Source organism: Streptomyces showdoensis (genome assembly GCF_039535475.1).
GTDB lineage: Bacteria > Actinomycetota > Actinomycetes > Streptomycetales > Streptomycetaceae > Streptomyces > Streptomyces showdoensis.
In genome coordinates, this window is the sequence record NZ_BAAAXG010000025.1 from 17,091 (window position 1) to 41,397 (window position 24,307).

Annotated in this window: 22 protein-coding genes and 1 pseudogene; 17 read left to right on the forward strand and 6 right to left on the reverse strand. The window is 70.1% G+C overall.

The genetic code is table 11. The annotated features are described in order from the left end of the window. The first annotated feature begins 500 nt into the window (after positions 1 to 500). Positions 501 to 1,895, forward strand: coding sequence for an aspartate ammonia-lyase (locus ABD981_RS12380; RefSeq protein ID WP_046908766.1), 1,395 nt, complete (start codon positions 501 to 503; stop codon positions 1,893 to 1,895). A gap of 159 nt (positions 1,896 to 2,054) precedes the next feature. Here ABD981_RS12380 and ABD981_RS12385 read toward each other — a convergent pair whose 3' ends face one another. Next, entirely contained in the window at positions 2,055 to 3,485 is a 1,431-nt protein-coding gene (locus ABD981_RS12385; RefSeq protein WP_240495285.1) for a pre-peptidase C-terminal domain-containing protein, read from the reverse strand. 318 nt (positions 3,486 to 3,803) lie between these two features. Between ABD981_RS12385 and ABD981_RS12390 the strand changes: the two genes are divergently transcribed. The 7 genes from ABD981_RS12390 (at position 3,804) to ABD981_RS12420 (ending at position 11,068) form a co-directional block, all read left to right on the forward strand. Next, complete coding sequence (locus ABD981_RS12390) at positions 3,804 to 4,751, forward strand: ABC transporter substrate-binding protein (RefSeq protein ID WP_123954619.1); 948 nt, start codon at positions 3,804 to 3,806, stop codon at positions 4,749 to 4,751. Between the two features lie 2 nt (positions 4,752 to 4,753). Further along, positions 4,754 to 5,716, forward strand: a complete 963-nt coding sequence (locus ABD981_RS12395) for an amino acid ABC transporter permease (protein WP_046908767.1) — start codon at positions 4,754 to 4,756, stop codon at positions 5,714 to 5,716. A gap of 8 nt (positions 5,717 to 5,724) precedes the next feature. Continuing rightward, complete coding sequence (locus ABD981_RS12400; RefSeq protein WP_046908809.1) at positions 5,725 to 6,477, forward strand: amino acid ABC transporter ATP-binding protein; 753 nt, start codon at positions 5,725 to 5,727, stop codon at positions 6,475 to 6,477. Beyond that, the gene (locus tag ABD981_RS12405; RefSeq protein ID WP_046908768.1) at positions 6,474 to 7,691 is read left to right on the forward strand and encodes a M20 family metallopeptidase; all 1,218 of its coding nucleotides are present in this window, start codon (positions 6,474 to 6,476) and stop codon (positions 7,689 to 7,691) included. Before ABD981_RS12400 ends, ABD981_RS12405 begins: the two co-directional genes overlap by 4 nt. A 274-nt stretch (positions 7,692 to 7,965) precedes the next feature. Next, positions 7,966 to 9,090, forward strand: coding sequence for a cyanophycinase (locus ABD981_RS12410; protein ID WP_345529110.1), 1,125 nt, complete (start codon positions 7,966 to 7,968; stop codon positions 9,088 to 9,090). A gap of 119 nt (positions 9,091 to 9,209) precedes the next feature. Beyond that, complete coding sequence (locus ABD981_RS12415; protein WP_046908769.1) at positions 9,210 to 10,073, forward strand: MurR/RpiR family transcriptional regulator; 864 nt, start codon at positions 9,210 to 9,212, stop codon at positions 10,071 to 10,073. A 41-nt stretch (positions 10,074 to 10,114) separates the two neighbouring features. Beyond that, positions 10,115 to 11,068 (forward strand): ABC transporter substrate-binding protein, encoded by a 954-nt coding sequence (locus ABD981_RS12420; RefSeq protein WP_046908770.1) that lies wholly within the window; start codon positions 10,115 to 10,117, stop codon positions 11,066 to 11,068. Between the two features lie 16 nt (positions 11,069 to 11,084). Here the strand turns inward: ABD981_RS12420 and ABD981_RS12425 are convergent, their stop codons facing one another. Together ABD981_RS12425 and ABD981_RS12430 are read right to left on the reverse strand one after the other, a co-directional pair. Next, positions 11,085 to 11,969, reverse strand: a complete 885-nt coding sequence (locus ABD981_RS12425) for a MurR/RpiR family transcriptional regulator (RefSeq protein WP_046908771.1) — start codon at positions 11,967 to 11,969, stop codon at positions 11,085 to 11,087. Between the two features lie 405 nt (positions 11,970 to 12,374). Then, positions 12,375 to 12,659: an NPCBM/NEW2 domain-containing protein gene (locus tag ABD981_RS12430; protein ID WP_240495298.1), complete on the reverse strand. Its 285-nt coding sequence runs from the start codon at positions 12,657 to 12,659 to the stop codon at positions 12,375 to 12,377. Between the two features lie 40 nt (positions 12,660 to 12,699). Between ABD981_RS12430 and ABD981_RS12435 the strand changes: the two genes are divergently transcribed. Beyond that, on the forward strand, positions 12,700 to 12,996 hold the full coding sequence (locus ABD981_RS12435; RefSeq protein ID WP_165590957.1) for a hypothetical protein: 297 nt from the start codon (positions 12,700 to 12,702) through the stop codon (positions 12,994 to 12,996). Positions 12,997 to 13,345: 349 nt separating this feature from the next. Continuing rightward, entirely contained in the window at positions 13,346 to 13,759 is a 414-nt protein-coding gene (locus ABD981_RS12440; RefSeq protein ID WP_046908774.1) for a hypothetical protein, read from the forward strand. A 181-nt stretch (positions 13,760 to 13,940) separates the two neighbouring features. On the opposite strand, the gene ABD981_RS12445 is transcribed toward ABD981_RS12440, so the two are convergent. Next, a complete protein-coding gene (locus ABD981_RS12445; RefSeq protein ID WP_123954622.1) occupies positions 13,941 to 15,518 on the reverse strand; it encodes a PP2C family protein-serine/threonine phosphatase in 1,578 nt (525 codons plus the stop codon). A 111-nt stretch (positions 15,519 to 15,629) separates the two neighbouring features. Beyond that, positions 15,630 to 15,758 (reverse strand): hypothetical protein, encoded by a 129-nt coding sequence (locus ABD981_RS12450; RefSeq protein ID WP_276205590.1) that lies wholly within the window; start codon positions 15,756 to 15,758, stop codon positions 15,630 to 15,632. Between the two features lie 292 nt (positions 15,759 to 16,050). Here ABD981_RS12450 and ABD981_RS12455 point away from each other — a divergent pair, with 292 nt between their 5' ends. Next, on the forward strand, positions 16,051 to 17,226 hold the full coding sequence (locus ABD981_RS12455) for a PP2C family protein-serine/threonine phosphatase (protein WP_046908812.1): 1,176 nt from the start codon (positions 16,051 to 16,053) through the stop codon (positions 17,224 to 17,226). 794 nt (positions 17,227 to 18,020) lie between these two features. Then, the gene (locus tag ABD981_RS12460) at positions 18,021 to 18,563 is read left to right on the forward strand and encodes a hypothetical protein (RefSeq protein ID WP_131723884.1); all 543 of its coding nucleotides are present in this window, start codon (positions 18,021 to 18,023) and stop codon (positions 18,561 to 18,563) included. 78 nt (positions 18,564 to 18,641) lie between these two features. On the opposite strand, the pseudogene ABD981_RS12465 reads toward ABD981_RS12460, so the two are convergent. Beyond that, a pseudogene (locus tag ABD981_RS12465) lies at positions 18,642 to 18,991 on the reverse strand (integrase core domain-containing protein); the annotation flags it as partial. Positions 18,992 to 19,417: 426 nt separating this feature from the next. On the opposite strand from ABD981_RS12465, the gene ABD981_RS12470 reads away from it, so the two are divergent. The 5 genes from ABD981_RS12470 to ABD981_RS12490 all read left to right on the forward strand — a co-directional run bounded on the left by ABD981_RS12470 (position 19,418) and on the right by ABD981_RS12490 (position 24,078). Then, positions 19,418 to 19,852, forward strand: coding sequence for a pyridoxamine 5'-phosphate oxidase family protein (locus tag ABD981_RS12470; protein WP_046908777.1), 435 nt, complete (start codon positions 19,418 to 19,420; stop codon positions 19,850 to 19,852). 584 nt (positions 19,853 to 20,436) lie between these two features. Next, positions 20,437 to 22,014, forward strand: coding sequence for a PP2C family protein-serine/threonine phosphatase (locus ABD981_RS12475; protein ID WP_046908813.1), 1,578 nt, complete (start codon positions 20,437 to 20,439; stop codon positions 22,012 to 22,014). Further along, positions 22,011 to 23,105, forward strand: coding sequence for a cobalamin B12-binding domain-containing protein (locus ABD981_RS12480; RefSeq protein WP_046908778.1), 1,095 nt, complete (start codon positions 22,011 to 22,013; stop codon positions 23,103 to 23,105). The genes ABD981_RS12475 and ABD981_RS12480 overlap by 4 nt, the downstream gene beginning before the upstream one ends. Then, positions 23,102 to 23,536: an STAS domain-containing protein gene (locus ABD981_RS12485; protein WP_123954624.1), complete on the forward strand. Its 435-nt coding sequence runs from the start codon at positions 23,102 to 23,104 to the stop codon at positions 23,534 to 23,536. Before ABD981_RS12480 ends, ABD981_RS12485 begins: the two co-directional genes overlap by 4 nt. Positions 23,537 to 23,571: 35 nt before the next feature. Next, positions 23,572 to 24,078 carry a MarR family winged helix-turn-helix transcriptional regulator gene (locus ABD981_RS12490; RefSeq protein ID WP_123954625.1) on the forward strand — a complete coding sequence of 169 codons (507 nt, stop codon included), beginning with the start codon at positions 23,572 to 23,574 and terminating at the stop codon, positions 24,076 to 24,078. Positions 24,079 to 24,307 lie beyond the last annotated feature (229 nt).

The following is a 24,307-nucleotide window of genomic DNA, read 5'->3' on the forward strand; positions in this document are numbered from 1 at the left end:
CCCGGGACCATGAGGACCATCTGCCCGACGATGCCGCCGTACGGCATGAGGGCCGGCGGCAGGGCGATCCGGGCGGACGAGGTGCCGAGGAGCGTCCGTCCCGACGCGACTGTGGAGCGCGTCCCGATGCGCGCGGCCAGGGTGCCGACTACCCGGCCTCTTCCGCGGTCCACGGGCTGAGCCCCCTGCTCGTCGGCGGACCCCTCCGCGCACTGCCCGAGCGCGATGTGCCGGCTCGCCCTCTCGATGTGACGCTCTCGATGATCAGCCGCGGCCTCTGGCCGGTGGTCGGCCTGTCGCGCCGGAAGGGCGTGACCGCGTTGAGGGCGGCTGTGGTGTACCGCCCCGCCCGTCGGCGTTCCCTGCGTCCGTCCCTTCTCTGTCGACGGGCACCCTTCGTGAGTAACGTGCATTCCGTATGGCGCTCACAGGTGCTTCGATGTAATGATTGGTACTAGGCGGCAGGGTGTGCCGCCCCAGAGAGACCGGAGGCGGCGACAGTGGATTCGCAGCGCACAGAGCACGACCTGATCGGTGACCGCCTGGTGCCGGAAGACGTCTACTACGGCATCCACACACTGCGCGCGCGCGACAACTTCCCGCTCACCGGCATCCCCCTGTCGGCGCATCCCGAACTGGTGGAGGCACTCGCGGCGGTCAAGGCGGCCGCCGCCGCGGCACACCGGGATCTCGGCGTGCTCACCTCCGAACAGGCGGACGCCGTCATCCGGGCGTGCCAGGAGATTCGTGAGGGACGGCTCCATGACCAGTTCGTGGTCGACGTGTTCCAGGGAGGGGCCGGCACGTCGTCGAACATGAACGCCAACGAGGTCATCGCGAACCGCGCACTGGAGCTGCTCGGCCGCGAGCGCGGCGCCTACGGGCACCTGCACCCCAACGACGACGTCAACCGTTCGCAGAGCACCAACGACGCCTTCCCGACTGCCGTCAAGCTCGCCCTGCACGCGGCCGCGGGCCGGCTCCTCGACGGCATGAGCGAGCTGGCCGGTGCCTTCACGGAGCGCGGCGGCACGTTCGCGAAGACGGTGAAGCTCGGCAGGACGCAGCTCCAGGACGCGGTGCCGATGACCCTCGGACAGGAGTTTGACACCTTCGCCCTGACCGTCCGGGACGACGCCGAAGTGATCACCATGGCCTCGGGCGTCCTGCTCGAGGTCAACCTGGGCGGGACGGCCATCGGGACCGGTCTCAACGCGGAGGCGGGATTCGCCCAGGCTGTGATACCGCACCTGGCCGCGATCACCGGCCTCCCCGTGCGCCCGGCCCGCGACCTGATCGAGGCCACGCAGGGCATGGGCGGTTTCCTCCAGCTCTCCAGTGCGCTGAAGCAGTACGCGGTTCGGCTGGCGAAGATCTGCAACGACCTGCGGCTGCTGTGCTCCGGCCCCAGAGCGGGCCTGGGCGAGATCAGGCTGCCCGCCCTCCAGGCCGGTTCCAGCATCATGCCCGGCAAGGTCAATCCCGTCATCCCGGAGGCCGTGAACCAGGTGTGCTTCGAGGTGATCGGCGTCGACGCCTCCGTCTGCGCGGCAGCCCAGGCCGGTCAGCTCCAGCTCAACGCCTTCGAGCCGCTGATCGTGCACCTGCTGCTCAACTCCATGAACCGCCTCGACGCGGCAAGCCGCCTGCTGGCCGAGCGGTGTGTCCAGGGCATCGAGGCGAACGAGCAGCACCTTCGCGAGCTGGTCGAAGGCTCCGCGAGTCTCGCCACGGCCCTCAATCCCGTCATCGGCTACCAGCGTGCGACCGAGCTGGCGCAGGAGAGCCTCGACACCGGCCTGTCCGTGAGGGAACTCGCCAGGCGTCGGGGACTGCTCCCCGAGGAGGAGCTGGAAGCGCGCCTCGACCCGTGGACCCTGGCCCATCCCCGCTGACCGGTGAGGCGGAAGGGGGCCCCGCGGCAGCCGGCAGCCGGCGACCGGAGGCCCCGCCCCCGCCCCCCTGCCCCGCCCGGCGCCGCGCAGCACGGTGGCACTGACCGGCAGCCGTCTGCCGGTCAGTGCCACCGTGCGTCCTCGTGGAGTGCGGAGAGGTCAGCTCTTGGTCACGCTGCAGCTGTAGGAGGCCGTTCCCGAGCCGGCGTATGCCTCCAGCTCGAGGTAGTACGTGCCGGCTCCCGCGGAGGTGCGGGTGAACGAGACCGACTCGTCCGAGCCCGCGCCGTTGTTGACGGAGCGCTCGAGCGTGCTGCCGGTCGAGTCGAGCCAGTACAGGTCGGCGTCGTAGGCGGTGGGCACGGCGCAGTTCACCGAGGCGGTCTGGCCGGAGTTCAGGGCGACCTTGAAGTAGTCGCGGTCCGTCGTGGACTTCATGGAGCCCGTGACGGTCCCGGGCGACGCGAGCGCCGTGGCGTCGTTGGCGGCGTCCCGGGTGTCGTTCGGCTCGGTCTCGGCCAGGGTGCCGCTGCCGCCCTGGCTGCCGCAGTTCGTCTGGGGGGTGCCGGTGTAGAGGTTGGCGTCGGCGACTCCGTTGGTCACGCTGCGGAGGTAGTAGCCGCAGCTGGGCCTGTTCTTGAAGTCGAAGGTCGAACCCGGCGTCAGGCGCCAGATCTTGAAGCCGGAGTACGTCAGTGGCTTGCGGTCCACGGCCTGCTCGGGCTGGTGGTCGGCGAGGACGACGTAGGCGTCCTTGCCGTACTGCGTGGCCATGCCGTTGCGGTCGAGGTACAGCGAGCCGCCGCCTTCCTCCACGCCGACGCCCCAGGCCGCGCCACCGGGGGCGAGACCGTCCTTCACCGCACGGGCGAGGAAGGACATGGTGCGGCCCATCCGGTCACGGGCGACGAAGTGGGAGTCGTTGATGACGCCCGCGTAGTTCGGCCACTGGAACATTCCGGTGGTAAAGCTGATGTAACGGTCGTAGGGGTTGGCGAGCGCCTCGGCGCTGGTGACGCTGCCGTTGCAGGCGTCGTAGACGATGGGACTGTTGATGTGGTGGCCGGCGCTGCCGCCGCCGGATCCGCCGCCCTTGGCGACGACCGACTCGACGGAGGCCTCCAGCGCGGTGCCCTTCCACGCGGAGTACCTGCACTGGTCGCCGCCGGCGAAGTAGACGAACTCGGCATTGCGCACGTCGGCGTTGACCTGGCTGTTGTTGCCGTCGTTGGCGGCGGTGAGCGTCCAGGTCGTACAGGAGTTCACGCCCGTCAGGGTCATGACCGTGTCGCACTCGGGCGTCGCGCTTCCCGAGGTCGGCGCCGAGCCCGCGAGGACGACCACGTCCATCGTTCCCGTGCCGCCCGTGATGTCGTCGACGGCACGGCTCATGGAGGCGGGGATGACGGCTCCGGCGCCGTTCATGGTGAAGGCCGGCCCGTTCCAGGACGTCCTGGCGACGTCCGAGGCGTTGCCGAGACGGATCCTGTTCGCGGCGGCGTGGGCGTGCTCCTGGGCGGTGAGCGTGAGGGCGACCGACAGCAGCGCGACCGCCGCGGCGGTGGTACCGAGGGACAAGCGTGACGGCATGGGGGCTCCTGGGTGAGGGGAAGGGGTGCCTCGCCGACCGGCCGGATGTCGCTTGGCCGAGAGTCGATGAGATTGGTAGCGGAACTTACAAGTCATCGACTCTGACGGGAAGATGTACGGCGACTTTGCTCGGACGTGACCGTTCGTGAGCGATGAATCCGCAGCAAGGAGCCCCGCGAGCGCGGGAAAGCGGCTGCGTTACGTGAACGTAACGTGAGATACATCTAGTCAATCTACTGATTGATCTGTAACTTCGCTGATGTGCGGCTGACGGCTGGAATCCGTCGGCAGAGTTCCCCGTTGAGAGGTTCCACCGCGATGAACGCTCGCCTTGCCCACCGCGTCGTGACCACCGCCCTGGCGGCCACGACCCTCGCCACGCTCTCCGCCTGCGGAGGCGGTGACGACACCGCCGCGTCAGCCGGCGGAAAGGCCGTCGTCGCCGGCGTGGAGATCAAGAAGGACCAGGCCCTCCACGACCTGCTTCCGGCCAAGATCAAGAAGGCCGGCACCGTCCGGGTGGCCACCGATGTGCCCTACCCGCCGTTCGAGATGTTCGTGAAGGAGGGCGAGAGCACCCTCACGGGCCTGGACTACGACCTGGGCCAGGCGCTCGGCGCGAAGCTCGGCGTCACCTTCGCGTTCACGCCGCAGAAGTTCGACGGAATCGTCCCGGCCATCCAGGCCGGCAAGTTCGACGCGGCGATGTCGGCCATCACGGACAACAAGGAGCGGCAGAAGGTCGTCGACTTCGTCGACTACTCCCAGTCCGGTTCCGGCGTCCTGGTCGCCGACGGCAACCCCGGCAAGATCGGGACGCTGGACGACCTGTGCGGCAAGAAGGTCGCCGTCCAGGCCGCGACCCATCAGCTCGACCTGCTGAAGGCCCATCAGGACGCCTGCGGAAAGGCGGGCAAGGGGAAGATCGACATCCAGACCTTCCCGAAGGACTCCGACGCCCAGCTCGCCCTGCGCTCCGGCAAGGTCGTCGCCCAGGTCCTGACCAAGCCCGCCGCCGGCTGGGTCGCCAAGACCGCCGACGCCGGCAAGGCCTTCGACCTGGTGGAGGACCCGGCCGCGTCCGGCGGCTACGACGCCACTCCCAACGGCATCGCGATCAGCAAGCAGCTGCCCGAGCTGACGGACGCGATCCAGAAGGCGCTGCAGTCCCTCATCGACGAGGGCACCCTCCTGCGGATCTACAACAAGTACGGCGTCGGCTCCATCCTCGTGAAGGCGGCCACCAAGAACGCGTCGGTGGACTGAGCATGATCGACACCAAGCCTCCCGCCGACCGCACGACCACCAGCGCGACGGGCCTGCGTGATCTGGAGATCGTTCCCGTCCGCAACTACGGCAGGTGGATCGCCGCCGTCGCCTCGCTCCTGGCGCTGGTGGGCCTGATCGGCTCGCTGGCGAAGAACGACAACCTGCACTGGGACGTCGTCGGCGACTACCTCTTCGCCGACCTCATCTTCGACGGTCTGGCCACCACGCTCTGGCTCACCGCAGCCGCCATGCTCCTGGGCCTCGGCCTGGGCACGCTGATCGCCGTCATGCGCCTGTCGGCCAGCCCCGTGCTGTACGGCCTGGCCAACGCCTTCGTCTGGGTCTTCCGCGGCACGCCCCTGCTCGTGCAGATCATCTTCTGGGGATACGCGGCGGCCCTGTACAAGTACGTGAAGATCGGCATCCCCTTCACCGAGGTCACCTTCTTCCAGGCCGAGACCAACGCCCTGCTGACCCCGGCGATCGCCGCCCTGCTCGCCCTCGGACTGAATGAGGCCGCCTACGCCTCGGAGATCGTGCGCGCCGGCATCCAGTCCGTCGACCCCGGCCAGGCCGAGGCCGCGCACTCGCTGGGCATGCGGCCCGCGCTCACCATGCGCCGGATCGTGCTGCCCCAGGCCATGCGCGTGATCATCCCGCCGATGGGCAACGAGACCATCAACATGCTCAAGATGACAGCACTGGTCTCGGTCATCTCCGCCCACGACCTGATGTCCAACATCCAGGACGTGTACGCCCAGAACTACCAGGTCATCCCCATGCTGATCGTGGCCAGCCTCTGGTACCTGGCCCTCGTCACCCTCCTCAGCGTGCCCCAGGCATGGCTGGAACGACGCTACGGACGCGGCACCACCCGCGCCGGACACGTCTCGCCGTTCCGCCGCCTGCTCGGCGGAACCGTGGAGCGGCTCGGCAAGAAGAACAAGGAGCACAAGCGATGAGCACCCCCATGGTGCGCGCCGAAGGCGTCCGCAAGCACTTCGGGAAGCTCGACGTCCTCAAGGGCATCGACCTCACCGTCGAACGCGGCCAGGTCTGCTGCCTCCTGGGGCCCTCCGGCTCGGGCAAGTCCACCTTCCTGCGCTGCATCAACCACCTGGAGAAGGTCGACGGCGGCAAGCTCACCGTCGACGGACAGCTCGTCGGCTACCGCCAGCACGGCAACAAGCTCCACGAACTCCGGGAACGCGAGGTCGCCGAACGCCGCCGGGACATCGGCATGGTCTTCCAGCGGTTCAACCTCTTCCCGCACATGACCGCCCTGGAGAACGTCACCGAGGCACCGGTGAAGGTCGGCGGCGTGTCCAAGGCCGACGCCCGCGAGCAGGCCCACGCCCTCCTGGAGCAGGTCGGACTCGGCGACCGGGCCCACCACTACCCCGCCCAGCTCTCCGGCGGCCAGCAGCAGCGGGTCGCCATCGCCCGGGCGCTGGCCATGAAGCCCAAGCTGATGCTCTTCGACGAGCCGACCTCCGCCCTCGACCCCGAGCTCGTCGGGGACGTCCTGGACGTCATGCGGCACCTCGCGGCCGACGGCATGACCATGGTCGTCGTCACCCACGAGATCGGCTTCGCCCGCGAGGTCGGCGACACCGCCGTCTTCATGGACGAAGGAGTCGTCGTCGAGGCCGGCGACCCGCGCCAGGTCCTCGTCGAACCGGAGCAGGAACGCACCCGCGCCTTCCTGTCCAAGGTCCTGTGAGCGCGCCTCCGCGCCGGCAGCTCGCCGCGGAACTCCTCGACGGCGCCCGCTCCCTCCAGGCCCGCTACCTGCACGACCTCGAAGAACTCGTCTCCATCGACTCCGGCTCGTACACGCCCCACGGCGTCAACCGGGTCGCCGACTGGGTCCAGAGCCGGCTCACCGGCATCGGCTTCGCCGTCGAGCGCGTGACCTTCCCGCCGGGGCGGCAGGGCTTCCAGGCGGGCGACGCCCTCGTCGCCCGCAAGAAGGGCGCCCTCGCCGAGTCCGACGGCGGCCAGCGGATCCTCCTCGCCGGCCACATGGACACCGTCTTCGAGGAGGGGACCGCGGCCGCGCGTCCCTTCGCCCTGACCGGAAGCATCGCCAACGGCCCCGGGGTCAGCGACGACAAGGGAGGCCTGCTCGCAGGCCTCACGGCCCTGGAACTCCTCCACGACCACGGAGTGGACACCTACGACGAACTCGTCCTCCTCGCCACCCCGGACGAGGAGATCGGCTCGCCCGCCAGCCGGGAGCTCATCGAGGAGACCGCCCGCGGCATGCACTACGGGCTCGGCCTCGAATGCGCCCGGGAGAACGGTGACCTCGTCATCGCCCGCAAGGGCGTGGCCGACTTCCGCCTCACCGTCTCGGGGCGCGCCGCCCACGCCGGGATCGAACCGGAGCGCGGAGCGAACGCCGCACTCACCGCGGCGCACCTCGTCGTGCAGATCCAGGCCCTCAACGGGCACTGGGACGACGTCACCGTCAACGTCGGCGTGGTACGCGCCGGGACCAGGGCGAACATCGTCTGCCCCGAGGCCGAACTGCGCATCGAGGTCAGGGCCGCCACGACGGCCGACGTACGGCGCGTCACCCGGGCCATCCAGGAAATCGCCGACCACCCCGCGGTGCCCGGCACCACGGTCGAGGTCGAGCAGCTCGACCTGTGCCCGCCGATGGAGGACACCCCCGCCTCGCGCCGCATGCTCGACAACGCCCGCCGGGCCGCCTCCGCCGTCGGCGTCCCGCTCGGCGCCGCGGCCACCGGGGGAGTGGGCGACGCCAACCTGATCGCCGGCATGGGCGTGCCCATCCTGGACGGCCTCGGCCCCGTCGGGGGTGCCGACCACAGTCCCCAGGAATGGCTCGACGTCTCCAGCGTCCCGCACCGCATCGCGCTGCTCGCCGATCTGGTCGCCTCGCTCGGCGACGCGCGCAACACCGCCTGACCCCGCAGTGCCTCCGGCACCGCCCTCCCCGCGCGATGCCGGAGGCGACCGGGCCCGAAGCCGGTCGACGGGCCCCGTCACCCCACCACCTCACCCATGGAGAGCCCCATGCGCGCACATTCCGGCACGGCACGCCGCACCGTCCTCGCGGGCGGCATCGCCTTCGCCCTCCTCGCCACCGTCCCCCACGGCGCACGCCCTGAGCGAGCGCCCGCAGCAGCCGCGCGGCTCCCTGGTCCTCGTCGGCGGCGGCCTGAAGGACGACAACAAGCAGGTGTACGGGGAGATCATCAAGCGTGCCGGCGGCCCCGCCGCACGCATCGGCGTCATCACCGCCGCGTCCGTCCCCGAAAGCCAGGACCCCCACGCCGGCGACCCCGAACGGTGCAGCAACTCAGCCTGCAACGGCGCCTACTACGCCGACCTCTTCAAGCGCCACGGTGCCGCGGACGCCCAGTGGATCCCCCTCGACATCGACCACGTCGCGAACGCCGACTCCGACGCCGTCGTCGACCGGATCAACTCCATGAGCGGCTTCTTCTTCGGCGGCGGCGACCAGTACCGCTACCTCACCACCCTCCTGCACGGCGACCGGCACACCGACTCCAAGGTCCTCGCCGCCATCCGCGCCAAGCTCGCCCACGGCGCCGTCGTCTCCGGCTCCTCCGCCGGGGCCCAGATCGCCTCCGGCGCCGACATGGTCAGCGGCGGCGAATCCTACGAGGGCCTCCGCGACGGCAGCGCCCCCGGCTACTACGAGGACCCGGCCCGGCTCGCCTACATCCCCGAAGGCGGCTTCGGCTTCCTGCGCTCCGGACTCGTCGACACCCACACCGGAGCCTACGGCCGCGAAGGACGGGCGCTGCGCCTCGCCGCGGACACCGGGCACGACCGCGTCTACGCCCTGGAGGAGAACACCGCGCTGGTCGTCGACGATCCCGGCACCCCGCGCGAGCACCTCACCGTGCTCGGGCCCAACGGCGTCGCCGTCCTCGACCTGCGCGGCGCCCGCGCGCACACGTCCGCCGCCGGCTGGACCCTGCGCGGCGCCCGCTACACCTACCTCACCGACCACGACCGGTACGACGCCCGCACCTGGGCCCCCCGGCCCGCACCGGGCAAGCGGCCCCTGCACCCCACGAGCACGGCCCCGGTGCCCGCCAACACCGACGTCTTCTACTCCTCCGCCAACCCGGACGGCACCCCCTACTCCTTCCGCACCACCGCCCGCGCGCTCGCCTCGACCCGCGCGCAGAACACCGCGAACGCCACCACCTTCGAGTCCGGCCCGCGCTTCGACGTCACCTTCAGCAAGGCCGGAGGCTTCTCCGCCTGGACCGGCGACGGCGCCACCGCGCAGACGCTGATCGGGATGAGGATCAGCATCACGCCCAGGTGACTCCCGCTCCACCCTCCTGAGCGAAGGCCCCCGGGCGCGTCCGCAGCACGCCCCGGGGCCCCGCCCCGTACCACCCGCGCGACACCGTTCGGCGTGCGCGGGACCGAAGAGAGTCTCCCGTGGTTCCCAGCCCCATCGCCGATGACATCCGACGCAAGCTCGGCCTCCTCGCGCCCGCCGAACGGAAGGTCGCCCGCATCCTGCTCGCGTCCTACCCGTCCGCCGGATTCGAAACGGTCGCCACGATCGCCGAACGCGCCGGCGTCAGCGCACCCACGGTCCTCCGCTTCGTGTCCCGCCTCGGCTACACGGGCTTCCCCGACTTCCAGGCCGCGCTGCGCAAGGAACTCGACGAGCGCAGCGCCTCGCCCCTCTCGCTCTACGAGACCAGCGGAGACGGAGCCTACGGACACACGACCGACGGCCTCGTGGCGCACAGCGACACGCTCTTCACCCAGGCCCTCACCCAGACCCTCACCGACATCCCGCGGCACGACTTCGCCGGCGCGCTCACCCTTCTGTCCGACCCCCGGCGCCGCATCACCCTCGTCGGAGGACGCTTCACCCACCTCCTCGCGCGCTACCTCGGCCTGCACCTGATGCAGCTGCGCGACGACATCCGACTCCTGCCCGACCGGGACGTGGAACGCACGGCGCTCCTGGCCGCGCTCGGCAAGCGCGACGTCTTCGTGGTCTTCGACTACCGGCGCTACGAGAGCGACAAACTCGCCATCGCCCAGCTGGCGAAGGAGCGCGGCGGCGCGGTCATCGTGTTCACGGACATGTGGCTTTCCCCCACCACCGCACACGCGGACGTGGTGCTGTCCCACCGGGTCGACGCGCCCTCCCCCTACGACAGTCTCGTGCCCACCCTCGCCGTCATCGAGACCCTGGTGGCCGCTCTCGTCACCTCGCTCGGCGACGGCGCGCACCAGCACATGAAACGGGGCGAGGAGACCGCGCGCCGCGTCGAGCTGGTCTGACCCCTCCCACCCCCGACACGCCCACCGAAGGAAGAACCGTCATGCGCTCGCACGTCACTCCGGCCGTGGTCCTCACCGCCTTCGCCGTCCTGGTCGTGTCCGCCTGCACCACCGGCACCGACACCACCACCGCCGACGCCCGGCCGACGGCCGGCCCCGTCGCCGTTCTGCCGGACCTCACGGTCGGACCCGATCCGAAGCTCCACGCGATGCTCCCCGAGAGCATCCGCACCACGAACACGGTACGCGTGGCCACGGACATCCCCTACCCGCCCTTCGAGATGTACGCGAACGAGGGCAGCAAGCAGATCACCGGCATCGACTACGACCTCGGGCAGGCCATCGGCGCCCGGCTCGGCGTCCGGTTCGCCTTCACGGCGCAGAAGTTCGACGGCATCCTCCCCGCCGTCCAGGCCGGCAAGTTCGACGCCGTCATGTCCGCGATGACCGACAAGAAGGCGCGGCAGAAGTCCGTCGACTTCGTCGACTACCTCAACGCGGGGCCCGGCTGGCTGGTCGCCAAGGGCAATCCGGCCGGGATCACCGTCGTCACCGACGTCTGCGGGAAGCCGGTCGGCGTCCAGACGGGCACCAACCACCAGAAGCTCCTGCAGCAGCGCCAGCAGCTCTGCGAGGCGAAGGGCCTGCCGCCCATCCGGATCCTCACCTTCTCCAAGGACTCCGAGGCCCAACTCGCCCTGCGCAGCGGCAAGGTCGTCGCCGACTACCTGGACGAGGTCACCGCCGCGTACGTCGCCTCCACCGCGGACGGCGGCAACGCCTTCTCCACCGTGACCGGCCGAGCCGCCGTCGGCGAGTACAGCGCCTCACCCATGGGGATCGGCATATCCAAGGACCGGGCCGGCCTCAAGGAGGCGGTGCGGGCCGCCCTGCAGTCGCTGATGGACGACGGCTCCTACCGGAAGATCCTCGGCAAGTACGGGGTCCCGAACATCGCGATCCCGAAGGCGACGGTCAACGGAGCCCTCGACTGATCCCGGACCGCCTCCCTCACAGCAGCCCGGTCCGCCGCGCGACGGCCTCGGCGTCCTTCATCCGCTGGTGCGCCTCGGAGCCCAGCTCGCCCAGGGTGGAGGCGACGACGGACTCGATGAGCGCGAGAGTGGGCGTGAGACTGTCGTAGGGGGAATCGGAGTTCACCTGGCTGGTGAGAACGACGTCGGCGTGGCTGGCGCTCGGGGACAGCCACGGATCGGTGAAGACGATCACCTTCCCGCCGCGTTCCCGCGCCAGCTCCGCGATGACCGCCTTGTCGCCCTCGTAGCGCCGGTAGTCGAAGATGACCGTCACGTCGCGACGCGCCAGCTGCGTCAGGAACGCCGCCCGCTCGACGTCCCGTTCAGGGACGAAGGCGACCTGGTCGCGGAACTGCATCAGGTGGAGCCCCAGATACTCCGCGAGCAGGTGGGTGAAGCGCCCGCCGGTGAGGTGGATCCGGCGGCGCGGGTCGCTCAGGAGCTTGACCGCGAGGCCGAACTCATGGGGGGAGACCTCGCTGAAGGTCTGGGTCAGTGCCTGCTGTACGAGAGCGAGGGAGCGCCCCGCGACCGGCTCGTCGTCCTCGCCCCGCTGCCCGGCGGACGACCCCTGGGCCTTCGCCGGACCAGCGCTCTCGTACAGGGTGATCGGTGAGGCGTGCCGCGCCTCGAGCTCGGCCCGCACGGCCGCCTGCAGGTCGGGGAAGCCGCGGTAGCCGAGCCGGGAAGCACAGCGGAGCACGGTGGGGGCGGACACGGAGGCGCGCTCCGCGATCGTGGCGACCGTCTCGAAGATCGCCGCGGGATATCCGGCCAGCAGGACCCGGGCGACCTTGCGCTCGGCAGGGCTGAGCTCCCCGAGTCGACTGCGGATCTCGTCGGCCAGTGTGCCGCCCATGTCGGTCCCTCCTGCACGCAGCGCCGGATCCGGCGAGCTGTCCATGGTCTCGGGCCACCCGGTCGCCATCGCTACAGAAACGGTCTACCCGATGCCCGAATGTACCGCACGTTACGCGCAGGGGTGAACTCTCGCCGGAGCCGCCCCCTGCTGGGGCCGGATGCGGACACCTGCGGAGCGTGGTCTGCGGGGACCTCGCGGCCAGGACGCAGCAGCCGTCCTGCACGTCACCGGCCGCGCTCGAGCCCGTGGTGCAGGCCGGTTGCTATCCGAGGATGAACCGGCTGACGGAGCCGTCGGGGCGGCAACGAGCCGATGGCGAGCACCTTCGTCCCGGACGGCATGGTGACTGGAGTGCGGTGACGAGGGTGGCCGACCACCGGCGGGCGATCACCTGGAAGGATCCTATTTGGCTGTGAGGACGGGGTCGATCCAGACGGCGAGGCCGGGGTCGTAGGGGTAGCAAGGCCAGGTCTGCAGCGTGATCCGTAAAGCGTTGCTGACGTCCAGGGTGACCTTCCCCGGAGTGTTGCCCGCGTCTTTGGTCGCGTGGAGCCGTTCCGTGCCGTCCACCCAGATCGTGAACTGCTCGGGCACTTTGTCCCAGTCGTCGGTCACGCCGTACTGGGCGGTGAAGGAGGTGTACTTCCGGTCCAACTGCCAAGTCGTCTCAGAGCAGGGGGAGTACATCGTCAAGGGATGGCTCTTCAGGTTGACTGTCTGAGGGCCGATGTCCAAGGAGCTCTGCTCCTCCTTGATGGGAGTGAGGGTCGTCAAGGAGACAGCGGAGCCGGGGCTCGGCAGCGCAGGCGCCGGCGGCGTGGCGGAACGGGACGTGCCCGGTACGGGCGTCGAGCTCGGTGTCGGTGTCGGCGACTTTGCAGGGTGCGAGGCTGTGGGGGCTTCGGCGACCGGCGGGGCTGCGGGTGGCGTGCGACCTCCGGCGAGAAAGCTGAACAGTGCGATCACGACCCCGACCACGGCTGCCAGGGCCGAGACGCCCGCGGCTATCTCGGCGACGCTGTGACGCCCACGAGGGCGGCCCGGCGGATGGAGTGGCATAGGCGGGATGGTGGGTTCGTCCGGTAACGGAGCGTCTGGCGGCAACTCGGTCTCCTTAGTGGTGAGTTCAGGTGGCGGCGGCCTGCATTAAACGACGTCTGGCGGCTCTGGCGAAAGAAGGCTGCCGGGTACTCCATTTGATGGGGTGATGTCGGCTGGCATGGGCCGCCGGTCACCTGCGCCGGTGAGCGCCGCCCACATCGGGCGGCCCGCCGTGCGCATACTGTGACCGGCTGAGGGGCCGCTGTCCGACCGAACGGCGATGGGCGGCGCCGATAGTCACAGGCCGGGGCGGACGATCAAGGAGGCCAGCGATGGATGCCAAGGAAAGCTGGCGCCGCTACGGGCTTCGGCCCGTCGGCGCGGACCTCGACGAGATCCGCGCACTCCTCAGAGAGCACACAGCGCGTGAGCGACGCGCACAGGGCACGGGCGACACTGAGCTGATGAGACTCTGCTGCTTCCAGCTGTTCAACAGCGGCGGACTCGACGACGTGCTCCTGATCTGGAGTGCAAAGCAAGCCAGCTTCGACGCAGCGTGCTCGATCGACATCGAATTCCTGCTTGGACACGGGCTCGACGCGACGAAGGCCCACCTCTCGGCCAGCCGCGCACCTTCTGCGACGGCGGCACTGGATCGCCTGCGCGAGCTCGAGGCAGAAGGCGAATTCGAGGGCTTCTCAGTGGAGGAGCGCTCCGCCGTCTACGACCGGTACTACGGCGACTGACCAATCTGCAGCCTGATTCGCTCCCGCGCGGCCCTCTGGGCGTCGGTCCGGTACCGGTTCTGTGAGTTGGTACCGCCGCAGACCTTCGGTCGCCATGCACGCGACCGCCGGCGCACGGTCGCTGGCCGTGTCCGGCTGTCCCGGGGTGTCAGCATGCCGGCTTTGCTTGTCGCGCAAGGGGTCACCGTGCGATGTGCAAGACGCAGATGTCGTCGGCGTGGTCGTGGGGAGCGACCAGCGCGGAGACCAGACCGTTGAGGGGTCGTGGTGCGGCCAGGTCCTTGGCCTGCACGGTTTCGGCGAGGCGAGCCATGCCCTGGTCGATGGATTCCCCGGGCCGTTCGATCAGACCGTCGGTGTATAGCAGCAGGTGGTCGCCCGGGCAGAGTTCGACGGTGGACGCCTCGAAGCGGGGATCGTGGACGGCACCGAGCAGCATGCCCGCGGGGGCGGGCAGGAAGCGGGCGTGACCGTCGCGGACGAGCAGCGGCGGCGGGTGTCCGGCGCGTACCCAGGTCAGGCGGCTGGCGGCGGGCTCGTAGACGGCCATGATCATGGTGGCGGTGTGGGAATGCCGCCCCGAGGTGTGCACGAGCAGGGTGTTGAGGTTGGCGAGGATTTCCGGCAGCGGGGAGCCGGTGATGGCCATGCCTTTGGCGGTGAAGCGTAGTTGGGCCATGGTGGCAACGGCGTCCAGACCGTGGCCGGCGACGTCGCCGACGACGAGCAGGGCGTTGCCGTCGGGAAGTTCGACGGCGCTGTACCAGTCCCCGCCGAGCCTGAGTCCTTCCTGGACGGGCAGGTAGGCGACGTCGACGGTCAGGCCCGCCAGGGCCAGCTGCTGCTGCGGGACGGGGAGCAGGGTGTCCTGGAGGCGGGCCGCCAGGTCACGCTCGGCCGCCAGCTGGCTCTGCTGGGCGAGCACGCTGCGCTTGTGCTCCAGGAGCTGCCGCTCGGCGTGCTTGGCCGCGCTGAGATCCTGGAAGAGACCATGAACGCGGACGGGCCGGCCCAGGGCGTCGTTGTCCGTCTCGGCCACGATCCGCACGTGGCGCACCTGCTGGTCGGGCAGACGGATGCGGAAGGTGCGGTCCACCGGCTCACCGGCCTCCAGCAGGCCCCGCACCGCCTGCTCCATCACCGGGCGGTCCTCGTCGTCGGCGTGCGCTGCCAGTTCCTCCAACGGCACGGGCCCCTGGCCGGGGTCGCGGCCGAAGATCGAGTACACCTCCTCGGACCAGACGATGCTGCCACCGACCAGGTCCCGGTCCGTCCAGCCCATCCGGCCCAGGCTCTGCATCAGGGCCAGGCGGTGCTGCTCGCGCTCGTCGGAGTCCAGACGGGCGTAGGAGACGACCAGCCCGCCTTGGCAGCAGGCCACACGCACCCGGTAGCGGGAGCGCTGCCGGAAACCGGCGGCGCTCTCCTCGTACTCCACCGCCCCCTCGTAAGGGGTGCCGCTGGCCAGGACGTCGAGATAAGTGCGCCACAGATCGGTGGCGTCGATACCGGGGTAGCTGTCGACGAGGCTCAGCCCGACCAGTTCCGGGCCCCGGCGCCCGACCGCGTCGAACGCCTCGGACCCGGCGGCGGCCAGTTCAAAATCCGTCACCGAGCCGTCGGGACCCCGTCGCGGCCGCAGGAAGACCACCGGTCCGAGCATCGCCGCGACGACCTCCCGGACCACCTCCGTCTGCGGACCTTCCTCGTCTGAAGGGCCGTGGTCGCGCTGGGCGGCTGTGGGCCTGTGGTCCGTCATGCTCCGATCATGGCACGGCGGCCGTGCGCCGCCTGCACCCCACCTGGCGCCCCCTGGTGTAGTCACCGGACGCGCTCATGCAATGAGCGGGTATCCGCCAGACCCGACGCGTCAGTGGGTCAGCATGCCGTCCGACCAGTACCCGTAGCTGGTGACCCCCGTGACAGGGTCGTTCCGCGAGCTCTTGCGGGGGGAGAAGCCGTGCGTGTGGGTGCGGTCGCGGTTCTCGAGACCGGTCACCAGCATCTGGCATCCGAGCCTGCTGTAGCCGTAGCCGTAGCCGTAGCCGTAGCCGTAGCCGTAGCCGTAGCCGTAGCCGTAGCCGTAGCCGTAGCCGTAGGCGGTGCGAATGCATGTGCCGCCGGTGACGCGGGCACTGCGCTGTCATGGCCGCCGCCGGGCGGAGGGAACTGGGGCGGGCACGGCCGTCGTGTCGGCTGGGTTCACGAGCACCTGGTTGAGGATGATAGGCGCATTCCGGCTCGTCGCCGGAGGCACGAGGTGTGACAGGGGAGCGACAGGGGAGCGGTCGATGAAGGGGCCCGAGGCTGTGCTTTCGGAGCTATTGGCGCGCTCGCACCGACTCGCGGTCCGTGACATCCCCTCCACCGTCGAGGAGACAGGCCGACGCCTGGGCCTGTCCGCAGTACAGCTCTACGTGGCAGACCTCCAGCAAACCCGGCTCATCGCCCTGCCCGGCACGCCCGGCGACGCGCAGGGCGAGGAGACCGTCGACATCGACTCCTCCCTCGGTGGCCTCGCCTACCGCACCCAGCAGGTCCAACAGCCGCGGTACGGGGGCACGGCATGGGTGCCGATGATCGACGGGATCGAGCGGATCGGCGTCATGAAGGTCACCGCGCCGCAGATGTCTCCAAGCATGCTCGACTCGTGTGTGGCCCTTGCAGCACTGGTCACGCTGCTACTGGTCTCCAAGTCGCCCTACAGCGATGTGCTGATCACCCACGAGCGGACCCGGACGATGACCGTCCAGGCCGAGCTGCTCTGGGCATTCGTGCCACCACGCACCATCGGCACCACCACGGTCACCTCCGCCGCGGTCCTGGAACCCGCATACGACATCGGCGGCGACGCTTTCGACCACAACGTCACCGACGGCGCCCTGCACCTGACTCTCGTCGACGCCATGGGCCACGACCTCGCCTCCGGCGGCGCCAGCGCGACCGCGCTCGCCGCCTGCCGGGCAACCCGCCGCTCCGGCGGCACTCTGCCCGACATCGCCACCACGATCGACCGCACACTCGACCAATGGATCCCCGGCCGCCTGCTCACCGCCATCATCGCCAAGCTGGACAGCGCCACCGGACAACTCGCCTGGATCAACTGCGGACACCCGTCACCCCTGCTCCTCCGCGACGGACACGTACTGCCCCACATCCTCGACCGGCCCGCGCAGCTGCCCCTGGGCCTGGGCTTCTACCGAGACGCGCCGCCCGTCCAGCACCATGAACGCCTCCAGCCCGGCGACCGCATCCTGATGTACAGCGACGGAGTCACCGAAGCCCGCGCCCCCGACGGCAGCCTGTTCGGTGAAGAACGCCTCGCCGACACGATCATTCGCTCCATGGCAGCCGGAGACAACGCACCCGAGGCACTACGCCGCCTCTTGCAGAACCTGCTCAGCCACCAGCAGCACCAACTACGCGACGACGCCACCATCCTGCTCAGCGAATGGCACCCCGACTGACCCACCAACACGAGACGAACTCTCGGGGGGCTCGACCGACCATCCGGCAGCGGCTGGGCCAAGGCCATCGGGAGCCGCCGAGGTGATGCGGAAGGGGTCCCGCCAGAACCGGGGAGCGGCTGGTGTCGTGCAGACCTGGGTGTGCGCCGCCGGTGGTGCAGCGGCCGCTGGAGATAACGGGCGCGCCGGCCCTGTTCACCATCCGTGAGGTCAGACACCGACACCCTGACCAGACCCGCGGAACTCCGCCCCCCCCGCGGCCACGAGAAGCGGATCCATTCCACGTCACGACCGCGTCCGGCCCGAACCGGGGAGGGAGCCTCGCGTGCGGTGCCGCGAGGTGTCCCTGCGATCGCCCGGCCTTCCTCGCTCCGTTCCCGGCCCGGGCCGTTCACGGCATCGGCCCCGCCCAGCGGCACGGCCTGCCCACTGTCGGCGCGCTTGCTGCCCTGGAGGCGACCGTCGGTTGCCGGATCCTCGGTGGCCAGGGCCGGGCGCGTCCTGGGCCCGGGTCCGCGCGGTCGAGCCGCGCGGCGTGACCGCGGCCCGTATGCCCGAGTCCGCCAGCACCTCCCGCGCCTCACACGCCTTCACCATCGATACCCATGACCCCGTCCATCCGTGCCGCCGTACTCGACCTGCCCGTCACCCTCGGCGGCCTGCATCTCACGGCGGTCGCCGGGCACAGCCCTTCTCCGGAAGGACGCGACGGGTGACATCGACCGGTCCGTGCCGGTCGGCTCGGCACGTCATGGACGGCTGACGGCTTTTGAAGGCACCTCGGATCGGCCACCATGGAGGTCCGCCGACGATCCGAGGACGCGATGAACGAGGGTGGGCACGTTCCGGAGGAGCAACGAAGCGGGCAGCAGCCGCAGCAGGTGGGACCGGCGCCGTGGCTGGCGCTGGCCTGTCTGGTCGGGCTCTTTCTGGCCTACATCGTGCTCACGCACTTCACCACAGAGCTGCGGGCGGCGTTGTGGGGCGAGCCTGGCACCGTGACCGAAGCCAGCTGCCGGACGTACGACAACACCGTGGCCAACGCGGGAACGTCGACGTCCTGCTCAGGCGCCTTCACCCCGGACGGCGGCGGCCCGCCGTTCGAGGTCCCCGTCGAGGGCGCCATCGATTCGCGACCGGTCCGCGCGTGGCTGGTGGACGGTACGTCCGGCACCGCCTATGTCTCACCCACCGTGTGGGCGGGGGTGCTTCCGGTGGGGTTGTCCGTCCTCCTGGTCGGTGTCCCGGCGGCGGTGACGGTCGCGCGCGTGTGCCGCGTCCACGCACAACGCCCGGGAGAGCGGATTCACGGATCAGGCCCCGAGTCCAGTGGGTGATCGACGGCGAGCGCAATGGGCACAGCCAAGCAGGCCACCTGCCTCGACATCCACAAGCGGGCCGCCGACTAGGTGTATGCCCGCAGGGTTGTTGACGCGGCTGATGGGTGGGGTCCGCCGAGTCCGGTGTGGCTGCGGTGGTGGTTGGAGGTGTGGATGAAGTCTGTCAGGGCTTGGGTCCGCTCGTGGTTCGAGGTGTAGGACTTCAGGTAGGCCCATTCGTCGAGGAGGGTGCGGTTGAAGTGTTCGGCTTTGCCGTTGGTCTGGGCCAGGTAGGGGCGGGTGAGTTTGCCGGTGGCGCCGAGGTCGGCGAGGGCGTTCTTCCAGGCCAGGCCTTTGCGGTAGGCCCAGGCGTTGTCGGTCAGGACCCGTTCGATGCGGGTGATGCCACGGGCGTGGAAGAACGCGGCCGTGCGGGTGAGGAAGGCGCGTTAGTCAATGACACACATCAACCAACGATGGGCCGCGATCACGCTCATGACCAGGCGCATCACCCGCAGGCAGTCCGGAAGGACCGGCCAAACCGCCTCCAGTGAGGGCGAACGAGACTGACGGTCGCCCGGGCGACCGTCACCGCGCTCCTGCCCCCGTTCAGGGCGCCGCCAGGGTCGGGATTTCTAGATGGTCTGCAACAAAACTATCCGCTACAGTCTCTATTGCTGCTCACCCGGCAAGGGGGACCACGTGTTTGTCGCATCCAGCTCTGCGTCATCGCGCGCTCCGCCCGCCGCCCCGAGCGGCAGACCGTCCTGGAACCCGTCGTCGATGAGCCGGCTCCCGCCCACGCTGCGGCTGTCGACCACCCCCCCGTCCTGCCCGACGCGCCCCACCCCGACCACCAAAGGCTGATCCACATGAACGAGCACCCCGCTACCGAGACCGCCACCACCCAGAACGACGGACCGGCTCCCCGAGCGCTCACCGCCCAGGAGCTCTCCCAGCTGTTGAGCCAGCAGCAGTTCGGCGTACTCGCGAGCGTCAGGAGCACCGGCCACCCGCACCTGTCGACCGTCCTCTACGACTGGAACGCCGAGGAACGTGTACTGCGGGTCTCTTCCACCGCCAACCGCCTCAAGGTCCGCCAATTGCGTAAGGACCCGCACGCCTCACTGCACGTCAGCGGCCCGGACGTCTGGTCGTTCGCCGTCGCCGAGGGGGAGGCGGAGATAGTAGACCCGGCCGACGGGGCGGCCCCCGGAGAGAAGCCGCTGCCTGACCGGCGCGTGACCATCCTGCTCCGGGTCGCTCGCCTGTACGGGACTGCCCTGGATATCCCCGCCCAGGGCTGAAGAACCATGTCGAAGCAGGAAGACGAGGTCAGATCTCCCTTCCGTGCGGCAGGGTGTCTCACGAAGACGCGTAGAGAGCCTCGGTGAAGAAGACGACCACGGCGAAGGAGACCCCGGCGCGCACCCTCGAGCCGGTGATGGAGCGGCACCCCGCCGACGGCATGCGCTGCGCGCACCCGGCGCGCTGACATCGCCGCCGTCGGCTTTGTCCACCGAGGCGACGGCACGACACAAACGAGGGACCTGGCCCGACTCGGTTGTCGGCTGCTGGAGTCCGAGGTGTGCAGCACGGGCCTGGCCTCGGTGGTCAACCCCGGGCCTGGACTAGATGGGGGCTCCGCCGGTACTCGCCGCGGCCGCGCACGCCACCTATACGTGTGTGGAGATGGCGGGGTGGGGGAGGGGGCTGGTTGTCAGGAGGGCGCACCCTGAGGGATCGTTGCCTGAAGGAAACGATTTCTTTCGAGTTGGTGAGGTGAGGGATTCGCCCAGCGGGTCCCAGAGATTTGGTCTCCACCCAGGAGCAGACGCTCGGCGTCGCAGACCCGTATTTCCCGTGGGGCCGGGCCCCGTACCCGGTTCTGATCGCTGACGCGGCAGGCAACCTCGTCCAGCTCAACGACGCGGCCGCGGTACTGCTGCCCGAAGCCCACCCCCAGGCGACCCTGTCCGATGTTGCACCCGCCTGGCTGGCCTCAGCCCACCAGGCGATGCGCATCCCCGGTCCGCGGGCAGCTCAGGAGCAACACGAGCCACTCTCGGGCGTGATCGAGGGGCGCCGCTTCGAGGCACACCCCAGCGCCCGAGACGACGGCACAGTGGCATGGTGGCTGGTGGACGATTCCGACCACCAGCTGGCTCGCGAGACTCTGCGCATGGAGCGCAAGCGGACCTCGTTCCTCGCGCAAGCCTCCAGCGCTCTGCTCTCCTCCCTCAACCTGGCGCGTTGCATGGAGGTGACCGCACAGATGGCAGCCGAGAGCCTCGCCGACGCCGCACTGGCCATCGCCCCGGCCCGCGGTCACCGGCTGCCCGTCGTGACCTGTCTGCGCGGCGGGACCCCCACCACCACACAAGAAGTGATGGACCCCGACCAGGTTCCCGGCCTCGGCGAAGCCCTGCGCGGCTTCCCGCCGGTGCCTTCCCGATGGATCGACCCCGCCGCTGCCCCGGACTGGATGATCCCCGAAGGCTTCGGCCCCGTCGGAGCCATAGTGATCACCCCGCTGCCTGGACACGGTGTTCCAGCAGGCGCACTGGTCCTGCTACGCGAGGAGGGCAGCACCGCCTTCACCGACGAGGAGGAAGTCTTCGCCCGCCTGTTCGCCGCCCGCTCCGGAGCCGCGATGTCGGCCGCCCGCCTGTACGCGGAGCAGAACGCCATAACCGAAGTCCTCATGCGGGAACTGCTGCCCCCGGTTCTGCACCAGATCTCCGGGGTCGACTTCGCCGGCCGCTACCGGCCTTCGGCCGACCACGAGCGGATCGGCGGAGACTTCTACGATGTCCACCCCGCCGCCGTCGAGGGCGAACCGGCCCTGGTGACGCTGGGCGACGTAGCCGGGAAAGGGCTGGAAGCCGCCGTCCTGACAGGCAAGATCCGCAACACCCTGCATGCACTGCTGCCGATGGCCGACGACCACCAACGCATGCTCAGCCTGCTCAACACCGCGCTCCTCAACTCCCACCACGCCCGGTTCGCCACGCTGGTCCTGGCCTCCGTCGTCCGCCGGGGCAACGAGGTCCAGGTACGACTGACCAGCGCCGGCCATCCCAGTCCCCTGATCGTCCGCCGGGACGGCACTGTCGAGGAAGCCGACACCCGCGGCACCCTGGTCGGCGCCTTGCCGGAGGCCAGCGCCCGCACCACGACCGTCACGCTCGCTCCTGGCGAGTCCTGCGTCCTCTATACCGACGGAATCACCGAGGCCAGGGGCGGCCCGCTGGGCGACGCCCAGTTCGGTGAACAACGCCTCATGCATGCCCTGGCCGGATGCGCCGGCATGCCCGCGGAAGGCATCGTGGAGCACATCCAGATGCTCGCCTCCGAGTGGCTCGGCAACCGCCGCCACGACGACATGGCGGTCCTCGCGATCACCGCACCCCGAACCCACCACCTGAGCGCGGTGGACGGCCACACCCGGGGCAGGTACACCGCATGAACACGCACCACCCGACCCGCCTCCTCCACGGCGAACACGCCCGAGAACTGGCCGACGAACTGTGGACGGCCGTGACGACCGGGCACGAGTACGCCGCCACCGACATCGTCCTGCGCGCTCTCGATCAAGGCGCCGACCCCGAGACGGTCCTCCTCGACGTGATCGCGAAGGTCCAGGCCACCGTCGGTGAGGAGTGGGCCGCCAACCGCCTCAGCGTCGCCCAGGAACACGCCGCCACCGCCATCAACGAACGCGCCGTCGCCGCCCTCGCCCTGCACCCCTCCGCGCGCACCACCACCCCCCACCAGGGACGGATCACCGTGGTCTGCGTGGACGGCGAATGGCACGCACTTCCCGCCCGACTGCTGGCCGAAGTGCTCAAACTACGCGGCTGGCAGGTCGACTACCTCGGCACACAGGTCCCCGCCCCCCACCTCATCTCCCACCTGACCCTCACCGACGCCGACGCGGTGGCCCTCTCCAGCTCCATCGCCACCCGACTGCCCACCGCACACGCCGCCATCACCGCATGCCAAGCCGTCGGCGTCCCCGTCCTCGTGGGCGGCGCCGCCTTCGGACCCGACGGCCGCTACGCACACCTGCTGGGCGCCGACGCCTGGGCACCGGACGCCCGCACCGCAGCCGACCGCCTCGCCAAGGGACCGCTGCCGCGCCCGCGAGTCGACCACCGGCAGGTAGACGACCTGCCGCACCTGGCCGACCAGGAATACACCATGGTCGCCCGCAGCCGGGACTCCCTGGTACGGGCCGTCTTTACCGACCTCGAAGACGCGTTCCCCGCCATGCGCGCCTACGACGACAGGCAACGCGAGCACACGGCAGAAGACCTCGCACACATCGTGGACTTCCTCGCCACCGCCCTCTACCTGGACGACGAAGCCCTCTTCAGCCAGTTCATCACCTGGACCGCTCAGATCCTCCGTGCCCGAGGCGTGGCCCCTCATTCACTCCCGCCGGCCCTTCGACTGTTCGCCCACGAACTCAAGGACTTCCCCCGCGCCGCCCGCGCCCTTCAGCGCGGCCTCGACGCCCTCGCCACCGACCACTCCACAGCTGGAACACCCGCATGACCCAACTGCCTACCGCACTCCACCTGACCACCACCGACACCCAGGACACAGTCCGCATAGAGATCACCGGGGACCTCGACTACGACAGCGCCGACCTCCTCCTGAGCGAGGTCACCGCCCAGCTCTCGGCCCGCCCCGGCCTGAAAGACCTGCACCTGCACTGCGCGCAGATCGGCATCGTCGACTCCATGGGGCTGTCCATCCTGCTGATGATCCGCCGCCGTACCACCGCGACCGGAACACGCCTGCACCTGCACGACCGGCCCGCGCAGCTGACCCGGCTCCTCGACCTCACCGGTACGCTCGACTACCTCACGGCCCCGACCCCCACCGGCGCCGCGACCCCGCACCCCAACAACACGACCCCACCCCCGATGACCGCGGGGGAGGGACAAGCGGCCCGCCCCACCGGACCGGACGGCACCACCTGAGCCACTGCCCGGACCACTACCCAACGGGGGAAGCCATGCCCGCACCACGAACTGCCCCGAGCAGTACCTGCTCCCAGGCCACCCGGTGCGCCAGCGGCATCGCCGAACTCCTCGACATCCTGTGGGAGCACTCCAACAACACCACCGCGCCGGCCACCGCCCCGACCTCCCCATCCCAGCTGCGGCTGATGTACGCCGTCGACCGGCAGGACGGCATCAGAATGCGTACCGTCTGCCAACTCCTCGCCTCCTCACCCCCCAACATCACCCGCATGTGCGACCGCCTCCAGGCCGTCGGCTTCCTCGAACGCCTCCCCTGCCCGGACAGCGGACGCGAAGTCGTCCTCCGCCTCACCCCCGCCGGAAAGAGGCACCTCCAAGGCATCCGCGAGCGACGCGAAGCCACCTTGCACGAAGCGGTCCACAACATGCCCCTGAACGAACGCCACGCTCTGACACGAGGTCTCACCGCGCTCGCCACGCAACTCAACACCAGCGTCCGCGAAGACCACACACGTCCTGGCGCCAACCCCGCGGCCTGAAGCGGAGCCGGACGGCCTGCACGTCACGGACCGCTTCCGGAACGCAACCGGGGCCTGCGCATCCCCTCGCCGGGCCCGCCCACCTCCGCGGCACCGCCTCACCCCGCACAGGCGGCGGCGCCCTTCCGCCACGGCCTGCCCCACACCACCCCGGCCCTGGTGCCGGTGCGCACGGCAGACCTGCGGCGCCATCATCCCCACCCCGCACTGCGCCGACCACGACCGCGCC